The organism is Acinetobacter sp. YH12255, assembly GCF_013417355.1.
Lineage (GTDB): Bacteria > Pseudomonadota > Gammaproteobacteria > Pseudomonadales > Moraxellaceae > Acinetobacter > Acinetobacter pseudolwoffii.
The window spans coordinates 136,969-148,896 of sequence record NZ_VPEC01000002.1 but is presented as its reverse complement, the minus strand read 5'-3'; the positions used below and the strand labels follow the sequence as shown (position 1 = coordinate 148,896).

At 42.2% G+C, this 11,928-nt stretch carries 12 protein-coding genes; 5 read left to right on the top strand and 7 right to left on the bottom strand.

Features of this window, described 5'->3' with window-relative positions; translation table 11 throughout:
• Window positions 1–7 precede the first annotated feature (7 nt).
• Both FTV30_RS01760 and FTV30_RS01755 read right to left on the bottom strand, forming a co-directional pair.
• Window positions 8–2,947, bottom strand: a complete 2,940-nt coding sequence (locus tag FTV30_RS01760) for an insulinase family protein (protein WP_180000905.1) — start codon at window positions 2,945–2,947, stop codon at window positions 8–10.
• Window positions 2,948–3,112: 165 nt separating this feature from the next.
• Entirely contained in the window at window positions 3,113–3,565 is a 453-nt protein-coding gene (locus tag FTV30_RS01755; RefSeq protein WP_005096782.1) for a GNAT family N-acetyltransferase, read from the bottom strand.
• Window positions 3,566–3,842: 277 nt separating this feature from the next.
• Between FTV30_RS01755 and FTV30_RS01750 the strand changes: the two genes are divergently transcribed.
• From FTV30_RS01750 to FTV30_RS01740, 3 genes are read left to right on the top strand one after another with little or no spacing between them, the layout of a single operon-like run.
• Complete coding sequence (locus FTV30_RS01750) at window positions 3,843–4,847, top strand: adenosine kinase (RefSeq protein ID WP_074382835.1); 1,005 nt, start codon at window positions 3,843–3,845, stop codon at window positions 4,845–4,847.
• A gap of 14 nt (window positions 4,848–4,861) precedes the next feature.
• Window positions 4,862–5,170, top strand: coding sequence for a Rieske (2Fe-2S) protein (locus tag FTV30_RS01745; protein ID WP_171304267.1), 309 nt, complete (start codon window positions 4,862–4,864; stop codon window positions 5,168–5,170).
• A gap of 20 nt (window positions 5,171–5,190) precedes the next feature.
• Window positions 5,191–5,805 carry an OB-fold-containig protein gene (locus FTV30_RS01740; protein WP_005096777.1) on the top strand — a complete coding sequence of 205 codons (615 nt, stop codon included), beginning with the start codon at window positions 5,191–5,193 and terminating at the stop codon, window positions 5,803–5,805.
• A gap of 65 nt (window positions 5,806–5,870) precedes the next feature.
• Here the strand turns inward: FTV30_RS01740 and FTV30_RS01735 are convergent, their stop codons facing one another.
• Together FTV30_RS01735 and FTV30_RS01730 are read right to left on the bottom strand one after the other, a co-directional pair.
• Window positions 5,871–6,551: a YidB family protein gene (locus FTV30_RS01735; RefSeq protein WP_180000904.1), complete on the bottom strand. Its 681-nt coding sequence runs from the start codon at window positions 6,549–6,551 to the stop codon at window positions 5,871–5,873.
• Window positions 6,552–6,649: 98 nt separating this feature from the next.
• Entirely contained in the window at window positions 6,650–7,120 is a 471-nt protein-coding gene (locus FTV30_RS01730) for a DUF6231 family protein (protein WP_005096775.1), read from the bottom strand.
• Between the two features lie 34 nt (window positions 7,121–7,154).
• Between FTV30_RS01730 and FTV30_RS01725 the strand changes: the two genes are divergently transcribed.
• Window positions 7,155–8,024 (top strand): DUF2797 domain-containing protein, encoded by an 870-nt coding sequence (locus FTV30_RS01725; protein WP_180000903.1) that lies wholly within the window; start codon window positions 7,155–7,157, stop codon window positions 8,022–8,024.
• Between the two features lie 63 nt (window positions 8,025–8,087).
• On the opposite strand, the gene FTV30_RS01720 is transcribed toward FTV30_RS01725, so the two are convergent.
• The 3 genes from FTV30_RS01720 to FTV30_RS01710 all read right to left on the bottom strand — a co-directional run bounded on the left by FTV30_RS01720 (window position 8,088) and on the right by FTV30_RS01710 (window position 10,993).
• Window positions 8,088–9,953 (bottom strand): SurA N-terminal domain-containing protein, encoded by a 1,866-nt coding sequence (locus FTV30_RS01720; RefSeq protein ID WP_180000902.1) that lies wholly within the window; start codon window positions 9,951–9,953, stop codon window positions 8,088–8,090.
• 130 nt (window positions 9,954–10,083) lie between these two features.
• A complete protein-coding gene (locus FTV30_RS01715; protein ID WP_004786051.1) occupies window positions 10,084–10,356 on the bottom strand; it encodes an HU family DNA-binding protein in 273 nt (90 codons plus the stop codon).
• Window positions 10,357–10,513: 157 nt separating this feature from the next.
• Complete coding sequence (locus FTV30_RS01710) at window positions 10,514–10,993, bottom strand: phasin family protein (protein ID WP_005096772.1); 480 nt, start codon at window positions 10,991–10,993, stop codon at window positions 10,514–10,516.
• 203 nt (window positions 10,994–11,196) lie between these two features.
• Between FTV30_RS01710 and FTV30_RS01705 the strand changes: the two genes are divergently transcribed.
• On the top strand, window positions 11,197–11,847 hold the full coding sequence (locus FTV30_RS01705; protein ID WP_005171121.1) for a hypothetical protein: 651 nt from the start codon (window positions 11,197–11,199) through the stop codon (window positions 11,845–11,847).
• Window positions 11,848–11,928: the final 81 nt, after the last annotated feature.

Genomic DNA, 11,928 nt, shown 5'->3' with positions numbered 1-11,928 from the left:
TTTTTATTTATAGAACTTGTTGAATTACAAAACCAAGCTGCTCCAGCGTTTCACGTTTTGCCACTGGCGCCACGACTGCCTTAGTAGCCTGCTGCTCAAGCAGATAAGTTTGTGCAACACGCTTTAAATCATCCAGTGTGACATTTAACAGACGTTCACGTAATTTCTTACGGAATGCTGGTGTACGCTGATGCAGATAGGCATAACATGCAGTGATTGCCTCGCCCGCTGGTGAACCCGGTTTATCCATACTGGCAATCAGACCCAGAATCGCTTCTTCCAGTTGATGCGGCTGTTGCGGCGCATTGAGTAACCACTGAATACTGGCATCAAAGTCCTGAAAGGTTTCTGCCAGACGCGGGTCACGGTAGCTGTAGAAACGGAATGAACAGGCATTGCCGTCATAGCTGGCACCACCGCCATAAGCACCACCTTTTTCACGGATTGCACTGTGCAGGAAGCCATTACGTAAATAACCCGCCAGCACCATCAAGGCAGCAGCATCAGGATGCGCCACTTCGACCGCCGGATAAGCAGCCGCGCAGAACTGGACATTGGCCTGAATTAACCAGGCTTCATGCTGATCATGCGTCACTTTTTCGATTTGAGTCAGTGCAACCGGTGCAGGATCAACCGCCAGTTTGTCCCAGACATTCTGGATTTCTTCAATCAAGCTATCAGATTGCGGCTCTTCACACACCAGCAGGAACTGCTTCGGTGCTTGCAACAGGACACGATGAATTCGTTTTAACTCGTCAATCAGCAGATCATATTCAGCCGGATCTTTTTCAATTTTAGAGACCAGCTCGATCAGCCAGTTTAATGCACCGAGACCGGTATTATGATAATCCCGCAATGCCAAGGCACTGTGCTGACGAGATGCAGATTGCATCGCATAGCTATGCCCCGAACCGGAAACACGTGACTGCCAGCGTGTTTTACGCTGTTGTAACAGTTCAATAATACGGTCTTTTTCATCAAAACGTAGCTGTTCAAAACCGATTTTCAACAGACGAATGGCATCTAAATGATTCACCAGTGATTTGGTGGTCAGTGTCAGCCAAGCCGTGATCTTGTTTTTGTCATCGACTTTAGAACGCAACGATGCGCCCATACCCAGACCGCCACTTACCGCTGTTTGCAGTTGCTGGAATTCCAGATAATCATATTCACCCGCACCGACTTCGCCCATCAAAATCGAAAGCAGATTGAAGTATGGCGACTGCACCACGTCATCTGGAATATTGACCAGAACCTGTTGGTAATAAATACCATTGGTACCGGCATGATACAGATTCAACGGTGTATCGACCTGATTACAGATAATCTCACGTAACTGGCCCTGAACCACTTGTAATTCCGCAGGTACATCTTCCAGGCCAACTTTTGGCAATAAGTTCAAGTCATCCGGTGTATCCTGACGCACATTCAATGCTTCAGTCTGGGCAATAATGTCTGCTTTCTGCTCTTCGGTCAGATTCTTGCCAATTTCAACCAGACGGGCTTTTTCATCGGCCGCTTCTTTGGCAGATTTTGTCGCATCAGGAACCAGGGTCAGTTGTACACGATGCGGATTATCCAGCAAATATTCTTTAATCAGATTGGAGAGCCACATTGGATCTTGCAGTTCTTCTTTAACCGCAGCAATGGCAGAATCCACATCCCAGACTTCGACCGGATCGCGGTGATGAATCGCACTACCCAGACCGCTCAGAATCAGGCTCAGACCATAAGGCGTGCCATCGCCATTGATTTCACGCTGATGCAATTCAATCTGATGCAGGATTGCATCGACCATGTTCTGATCGACCGGTTTCGAGGCAACATCTTCCAGCACCTTGAACACACCATTTTTAAATTCTTCTGCATGTTCAGGATTTGAACCCTGCACCGCACAGTAGAAAGTCATCTCGAAATTAGAGTCATCCACGCCCATAAATGGACCGGTCGACTGGGCATAACCACAGGTTTCCAGATAATGACGCAATGGTGATGCAGAATCTTCAAGCAGAATCCCTTCGACTAAACGCATACCCAAACGCAGTTTAATATCACTGGCTTCAGGCAATAACCATGACAACACATGATAGGTCTTGTCCTGAAGATCTTCAGCATCGACTGCATAGCTGTCTGTAACGGTCAATGGTGCAGTCAAACGGGTTTCAGGCGTTGGATATAAAGTCTGACCTTTTTCAAATTTGGACAATGCCAGATTTTCAAACTGCTCTTGTAATTCAAAAGCGGTTTTATTGCCAAAGGTCATGAACACTGCATTACTTGGATGGTAATGTGACTTATAGAAATCAACTAACTCTTGGTAAGTCAGGTCAGGAATGTCTTTAGGATCACCACCAGAATTATAATGATACGTGGTATGCGGATATAAATGATGCGCCAGCGTATGATACAGCTGGTCTGAAGGCGAACTCATCGCCCCTTTCATTTCATTAAAGACCACGCCTTTATAGACTGGCTCGCCATTTTCCAGTTCAATGCGAATGCCTTCCTGAGCAAAATCCAGTGGATTCAGGTTCGCAGCAAATGCCGCGTCCATATACACTTCAAGCAGGTTTTGAAAATCTTTGCTGTTTTGCGTTGCAAATGGATAAGCCGTCCAGTCTGCCGCAGTAAAGGCATTCATAAAGGTGTTCAATGAACGGCGGATCATCAGGAAGAATGGATCGCGCACCGGGAACTTTTCTGAACCGCATAATGCAGTATGTTCCAAAATATGTGCTTCGCCTTTAGAATCCATCGGCTGGGTACGAAACGCCACCAGAAAGACATTTTCATCGTGATTGGTCGCCAGGTGATAATGTGTGGCACCAGTCACTTTATGTTTATATTCAGACACAAAAATGTCTAAAGCTTCAACATGTTGTTGACGTAACAACTGAAACGCAGGATGTACAGTTTGAGAAATGGTTTCAGTGACATCTACAGTCATGCGATCTCCTAATGCTTTAATTAAAATAACTAAGGACATTATAGCTTTAGTTATCTGAATTATTCACGTTGAAAACCGAGGATTTTGATCGAATTAAGTAAACTTGATCATTTGAAAATTAAATCATCAAATTTACTGGCTAAGTCTGGCTCAACAGCCGCAAGATCACGAAATCAAATATTTGAAGTAGTTATAACTTGGATTATTTTCCACAAATACATAATTCTGTTTTTGATAGAAGCTGGCAGCCAGTCGGGTATCTGTTTGCAGACATAAGGCCGAATAATGCGGAGCTGCCAACTGTTCCAGATAAGCCAGAAGCTGTTTACCGACCCCATGCAGCCGATATTTTGGATGGACATAAAAACGGCGCACACGACCAATCCGCTCTTCAATGCCATTATCGCCCCATTGCTGGTTTAGGCCACCACAGGCAATCAGTTTTTTGCCATCATGCGCGACCAGTAAATGTTCATTGGCTTGAGCAAAGCAGTTTTTACCGGTGCGATATTCTTCAATTAACTTATCCAACACATCTAAGCCTTCTTTACGCGCAAGGGTCGCTAGCGTTTCGACTTGGTCAGGAAGTTGTTCAACTTTTACAATTTTAATATCCATATACGCACACTATTTTAAATGATTGTGAAGAATGATCTTCGCAGAACGATTTTAAAGTATCATGTCGAACGCGATATATCCTTATAAATAAAATTTGATGCTTAAATCAATGCTACAGCAACGTAGTGCATAAAAATAAGTCAAATCTTAGACCAAAGATAGTCACTGAATAAAATACAGCATTTTTGGAAAATATTTGAAAATGATTCAGCAAACTACAGCAATCCCAAGCAATCGTGTAAACTTGGCACTTTCATTTTTAATGTGATATTTGAACATGGCAAATGTTGATCTTTTTGCAATTGGTAATGCGCTGATTGACCAAGAATTTAAAGTGTCTGACGACTTTTTAACTGCACATCACTTGCAAAAAGGCACCATGCAGCTGACAGATGGTGATACTCAGGCCAGACTTTATCAAAATCTTCAAGCGACTCAAGTTTATAAAGGTCAGGCTTCAGGCGGTTCAGCAGCCAACACTACCGTGGCATTTTCTGCACTTGGCGGTTCTGCATTTTATGGTTGCCGTGTTGGTAATGATGAACTGGGGCAAATCTATCTGAAAGGTTTAAATGATGCGGGCATTCAGACCACAATCCAGTCGATCAGCGAAGGTGTAACGGGAACTTGTATGGTTCTGGTGAGTCCTGATTCTGAACGTACCATGCATACTTATCTAGGTATTACTGCTGAACTCACGGATCAACAAATTGATTTTAGTGCGCTAAATACTGCGAAATGGCTATATATCGAAGGTTATTTATCGACTTCTGAAACAGCACGCCATGCCGTCAAACAGGCACGTGCAATTGCCCACGCTAACGGAGTTAAAATTGCTTTAACTTTATCGGATCCTGCCATGGTGCAATATGCGCGTGCCGGTCTGGATGAAATGATTGCAGAAGGTGTCGACCTGTTGCTGTGTAACCAGCAAGAAGCCCTGATGTATACAGAGACCGATAATATTGACGCGGCTCTAGTTAAATTAAAAACACTCAGTCAACACGTTGTCATTACATTGTCAGCCGAGGGTGCACTTATTTCGGATCACGACAATACATTTAAAGTGCCTGGCCGCAAAGTTACTGCAGTAGATGCGAATGGTGCCGGTGATGCATTTGCCGGGGCTTTCCTGTATGCCTTGAATGCCAACCTAGGTCTTAAAACTGCGGCTGAACTGGCGATTTTAATTTCCAGTCAGGTGGTTTCGCAATTTGGCCCACGTTTAGCGATTGAAGACTATGCGGCATTATTACAAGACTTTCAGAAGGAATGTGCTTAATGTTTAAAATTTGTATGACCGAAGATATTCCAGAGCGTGAAGCCCGAGCTTTTGAACTGGACAATGGGGATATTATTTTTATTACCCAGCGCGATGGTGCCTTTTATGCCTATCAAAACCTGTGTCCGCATTTGCAAGTCGAGCTAGAATTTCTGGAAAACCAGTTTTTGGATCGTGATCAGGAATTTATTGAATGTTCAACGCATGGTGCACTGTTTTTGGTAGAAAGCGGTGAATGTATTTCCGGGCCTTGCCAAGGTCAGTCACTTGAAAAAGTAGAAATTACCGTGCATTCTGATGGTGGAATTTACCTCACAGAATAAGACCTAAAACGGACTTCACCATGCCTGCATTTTTTCTAGACTATAATCTGATGCCTTTTCATCTCAGTTTATTGGCGATTATTTTGTTTGGCGTGGTGAAAACCATTGGTTTCTATTTTGGACTCAGATCCAGCAAATTTTTGCAAAAAATTTCACCTTATAATTTTCAACAATTAGACCTGTTGAATGTCAAATTCTCCAAAACTCTAATTGTATTTTTCTTTCTGATGAATTTCAGCTTTGCTGGCTATGTTTTACAATTCCTGATCTATTCTCAGGAGTTTGAGTTTCTGCCGGCTTATTATCTGATTATTCCGGCTTTAATTATTGCCACTTTTTTTACGATTTTCATGATTCATTGTCTGGATCAGGTCATTCCACCCAAATATAAAAAGAATAATGTCAATTTGCTCGGCCGTCTGGCAACGATTTCAAGTGGCAATGCCCGCCCTGGATTTTCTGCTCAAGCGCGGGTTCGAGATGAATATGGGCAACTGCATTATGTACAGGTAGAGCCAGAGTTTGGTGAACTGGGTTTTCAATCGCAAATTATTTTAATTCGTACCCGAAAATCTCATTATATTGCCAAAAAAATCTGTGACTCTAACCAGCTGTTTAGCCTGAACCTAGATTAGCGATTTTAAAGTCTGCATAGCATTAAAAAATCCCGACTCAAATCGGGATTTTTACATGATGGAATTTATTTTTTGAGAAGCCCTGAGACCATATTCAAGACATTTTGAATATCATTATTGGCTTCCTGCTTACTGGTCTGTTCACCCTGTGGCGTAAGTGAGTCAATAATCTGCGGCAAGACTTGTGAAATTGCACTATACACATCCTGTTTAGGCGCATGAGTTTGCTGTGCAACTTCTTCAATTTCCTGATCATCAAACAGATTTTGTACCTGCTGCGGATCGACATTGGCATTTTCACCCGGGCCAGTCGACACCCAGTCATCAACCTGACTATTCAACCCCTGTCCTTTAAGCTTATCCAATGCACCCTGTAAACCACCCTGTTTTTGAATCCAGGCCAGTACCAGAGGTAGCACAGCAATCAATAAGGTTTTGCCAGTCGAACCTCCTCCCAATCCTGAACGGGGTTGAGCAGTACTTTGACGATTTGCACCACCTAACTGACTGAGAACTGAACCTAAAATTGCACCCAAACCATTTTGTCGGGTCTGCTGACCGGCTTGATTCTGCGGATTCTGATTGTGTTGACTCTGATCTTGTTGAGTCTGAGATTTATTCAAATGACCCAATACCGATCCCAGGATATCTGCCAGACCACCCTGCTGTGAAGATCGCTTTTGAGACTGCCCGCCACCCAATGCCTGCTTGGCCAATATTTCCACGATATTACTCAGATTCGTCATGCTCTATATCCTGTATGCATCATAGTTACAGAATACGGTCTGTCCTCATATTGTCTAGGCAGGATTGTGTTAATATTTGCAATTAAGCAGGCATAGGCTTACCAGCGAAATTTATCCCAGTTTTCCGGATTGGCCCAGAACTTGGAATTAAACCAGTCGGGCACATGCTTATAGGTTAAAATATTAAACTGCCACAGCGCAAAATCCGCCCCGTGCGTGGTCTTGTCAATCAGCTGGGTAAATCCCAAAGCTCTCAATAGTTTTTCATCTTGCAGCCGACTGATCACCACCAGACGTTTAGCAAATAAATCACGCAATTTCACCAAGATTCGACTCATGATCTGTTCAGACAAATGTTCGGTTTCTATCGTATCCAGCATTACCACAGCCAGGTCATAACGTTGCTGAAAAGGCAGATTTAAAAAGCCAGATACGCTAAAATAGTGCCATTGAATAGATGGCTGAAACTGGACTTGCCTTAAGTCCTGCCCAATACAAATAGCAGTATGAATTGGCTGTTCCTGTGCGAAATCGTCTAGCATTGAAGTAATGACATTCTGCTCAGCCATAACTGCATCCTTATGATTTAAGTGAGTAATCTTTATGGAACTTCAGGGCATTTGCCATAAAATGCATGTCGGCCTCAAAGACCTTAGTGTAACTGATCAACAGATACAGCGGGCAAATGTTGAGTATAAATTAATTCTGGATCGTGCAGAAATCGATCTTCCGTTTAATTTAGGCCAAGACATCGAGATTGAATGGACGGGGAAGATTTATTGCGTATCTTGTGGCAATAAAACCTCAAAATCTTTCTCGCAAGGTCACTGTTTTAAATGTTTTAAGACCAATGCTTCATGTGATATGTGCATCATGAAGCCAGAAACCTGTCATTATCATTTAGGCACTTGCCGCGAAGATGAATTTGCCCAGAATGTCTGCTTTCAACCGCATATTGTCTATCTAGCCAATTCCAGTGCATTGAAGGTCGGGATTACCCGTACCAGCCAAATGCCGACCCGCTGGCTGGATCAGGGCGCAACCCAAGCCCTGCCGATTATGAAAGTTGGCTCACGTCGCCTCTCTGGCAAATTGGAAGTCATGTTTGGTACGCAGGTCGCAGACAAAACAGACTGGCGCAAGCTGCTCAAAGGTGAAGCAGAACCACTGAATCTGATTGAAATCCGTGAACAGCTGTTAGAAGAATTTGCACCTAAAATTCAAAGCATTCGTGAAGAATTTAATCAGAATCTTGAGTTTAATGAAAATATTGAAGTGCTTGAGCAGGAATTGGCACGCGAGTTTATTTATCCGGTCGAGCAATATCCAGAAAAGATTAAATCACATAATCTGGATAAAACTCCGGTGATTCGTGGCAAATTACAGGGTATTAAAGGTCAGTATTTAATTCTGGATACCGGTGTAATCAATATGCGTAAATATACCGGTTATGAACTGATTATTCGTGCTTAAACCCTCATTTGGCTAGAGCATAAAAAACCAGCCCGCAGGCTGGTTTTTTTATTTAAGAGCGTCTTATTTGATTTTTGCCTGAGATTTCAGGTAGCGCGTATAGTCATCAAATTCTTGCTGACCACGAAGTTGCTGATACAACTTCACCAACTCACTACGTTGCTCTGCACTCAATACATCCACCGGGTTTTTCTTTACTTCTGATACCGCAACCACGACCAGCTCATTTGGCATTTTCGCTGTGGTCACTGACCAATGGCCTGCTTTTGGTGTCGGAAGACTAAAAGCGGCACGTTGTACATCACGTTTTAGCAAACCTTCAGCACGGGTATACACGCCAGCATCTTCAAAAATCAAAGCACCTTTGGCGACTGATGCAGCAGGTTTGGTTTTGAACTCATCCAGAGCTTTCTGAATTTTTGCTTTTGCCAAAGCAGCGGCTTTGTCTTCAATCAATTGAGCCTGAACACGCGGTTTCGCTTCTGCCAGTGTTTGTTCACCAGCTGCATGATAGTCACGCACCTTGATCCAGGCCACATCACCATTGGCCAACTGAATGCTTGATGAAGCATTACGATCACCATTTTTGACATCATCATTAAACAGTTTGACTTTAAGGTTGGCATCGCTCAACACTGGGTCACGGGTTGAAAGTTTTACTCCTTGGGCTTTCTGAACCTGCACGCCTTTCACTTCTTGTGTAACGACCTCCAGAGAATCACTTCCCACCACCATATCATTCAAGCTATTCACCGTATCGGAGAATGCATTGGATTTTTTAGCAGCCAAAACCTCTTCAGATAAACGTGCTTTTTGTGACTCAAAAGATGGCACAGCCACATCAGGTGATTGCACAGAAATAATATGATAGCCATAATCTGTTTTCACAGGAGCAGAGACCTGACCTGATTTTAAAGAGCTAACAGCCTGGTCAAATGTGCTACCAAATACGCCAGTTTCATAGACTGCAATTGCTCCGCCTTTAGACTTGGATTCAGGATCTTCAGAATATTGTGCTGCAGCCTGTGCAAAAGTGTTACCGGCTTTAATTTTCGCTGCCACTTCTGCAGCCAGTTTTTGTGCTTCAGCATCACTACGACTGTCCGCCGTAATCAAAATATGCTTCACCTCTGGTTTAACTGCCTGTTTTTGTGTCGCAACAAAGGCTGTATACGCTTCCTGAAGTTCAGCATCTGTCACTGCCAAACCCTGTGCTTGAATATCACTTGGCTTCAACACCACATAGTCTACATCGACACTGGTCGGCTGTGTAAACGATGCCTTGTGCTGTTCATAATAGGCAGCGACTTCAGCATCGCTGACTTTGACATCTTGTTTATAACTGTCCAGATTAATACTGGAAATATGAATATGACGTTGTTCAGTCTGTAAATCGGCAATTTGCTGCATTTCGACCGGACTCACCAGTGGATAGTCCAGGAATGTCGAAGACAGCATTTTCAGCGCATGATCTTTACGCAAACTTTCGACTAAAGCACGATTGGTCATGCCAATTGATTTAAGATAGTTCTCATATAAAGCATCAGAGAACTTACCATCTTGCTGGAAAGTCGGCTGCTGGGCAATCATCTGTACAATTTGCTGGTCACTCAGGCTGATGCCTAATTCTTCTGCCTGTTGTAGCAATAAGGTACGTGAAACCAAAGTATCCATGGCTTTCTGGTCAATGAAGCTTTGATTCAGCAAGGTTTCATCGCCATTGGCATAACTGAGATATTGTTCTTTAAATGATTTCGTCAGTGACTCTAATTCTTTTTGAGATATTTCAGTTCCGTTCACGGATTTTGCCGCATCAGAGCTCCCGCCGCTAAAATATCCTTCAATACCTACAAGCGCTAACGGGGTCAAAAACAGAACGAGTAAAACTTTACCCAACCAACCCTTAATAACTTTACGAAAAGCTTCCATAAGTATTCCAATATTTTATTTGCAAAGGATTTTAACCGAAAATACCCATTGAATGAATGTGTTAATCATCACAATTTATTTTATCAATAAAAAACGCGCCAAAGAAGGCGCGTTTCATCGCTGGGTAAGCTTAAGCTACAGCGTCTTTTAAGCCTTTACCCGCTTTGAAGCTAGGCACTTTGCTTGCTTTGATCTCAAGAGTAGCGCCAGTCTGTGGGTTACGGCCAGTACGTGCAGCACGTTCTTTTACACCGAAAGTACCAAAACCGACCAAAGTAACTGTATCACCCGCTTTTAAAGCTTCAGTAACAGAAGCAATTGTAGCATCTAAAGCTTTACCTGCGTCAGCCTTAGATAATCCCCCTTTCTCTGCAATTGCATCAATTAATTCTGATTTATTCATGAAGATTACGTCCTCTTAATATCGTTTATTTAAGGTTCAAGAATTTGTTTAACATGCCATAACGCCTTTATAGCAATGCTTTAGGTATAAACGCAATACTTAAGAACCTCTTTTTTTTCAAAAAATATGCGAAAAAAACATTGAATAATAAATAAAGTCATTTTATTTGTGTTTTTTTCGACAATTCTTCCTGCATTTTTTCTTGTTCCGCAGTCAACTGATCAACCTTGGCATGTAACTGAAGGATTAAACGTTCCAAATGTTGTACATCCTTGAGTGTGACTAATCCTATACGATTCAATGAGTGATGAACAGAGTTGTCGATCAGCTTTTCTACTTTATCTTTGGTCTCTGTGACCGACTCTTTGGCCTTTTCTGAGACCTTTTCTACAGTTTGATCTGCAATATCTGCAGTTTTAGACTCCAGTTCTTCTCCAACCTTGACCAGTGAGTCAAACAGTTTATTGCCTTCTTCTTCGGCACGTGAAAATGCTCCCAGTCCAGCCAGCCAGATCTGTTTGGTATATTTACGAAAATCAAGAGCCGATTTGCGCTCCGAGGCAGATTTGGACTTGGCTTTCATTGTTTTCTGGTTTAAAGCTTCAGCTGAGTCTTGTGCTGTTTTTGACTTGTCCATGTGCACGGCTCCTGTTTATTTTCTGCGCAATTATTATAAATTATTCTACAAAATCACTGCATAATAGCAAATTTAGTACTTGATAGATTTGCTAAACTGTTCTACAAAGCAATTTATTTCAAGTCTAATTTGATTTAACCCTGAAATCTCTTCACAGGCAGGAAGCTTTTTCACTTTATATTTCAGGTAAGGATTGGTTGTATATGAGCGAATCGCAACAAAGTCAAAATCAACCGCATTTGTTGCTTACGATGACGTTAATTGTTTTAGAAACAATATTTACCTTCATTCTCAAGCATGATCGTGTCGTTGCATTACAAGCCAAGAAGTTTGTAGATGAAAATATCTCGATTAAAATCAATAGCTATATTCCATATTTCGACTTTTATGTGCAATTCACCACAAATGGTCTTTTATTTGACCATAAAGCACCGGGTCGCATTGTAGATCTGGATGTGCGTACCACACTTCCCGATCTGATCAAAATTTTTATTTTTGGCAATCGTCGTAGCATTCGTAGTATGCGCATTGATGGTCATCAGGTTTTGAAAGACGAATTTCGTGATTTATTAACCGTATTCAGCTTGCCAAAAGTATTAGCCGACTGGAAACACTGGCTGTCTGAAACACCCACTGATGAAACGGAAATTATTGCGTCCAAAAAGCGTATAGCACCACTCTTAAAGAAAATTGAAGAGCAGCGTTCCAAGATCAATACCTTGCAGGTAGAAGTCAAGCAGTATAAAAACCGCCTGAAACGGATCGAACGCCGTCAAAAGCGCATTAATATTGTTTTTGGCCTGAGTAGCATACTTTTGATTACGTTATTAGTGTATAATTGGCTCAGTATCTAAATCTTTCATTATGAAAAAATTAAATCCCACTAAGGTCTACTAAAAATAACTTGACTAATTTAGTCGGGATTCTTAAAATCG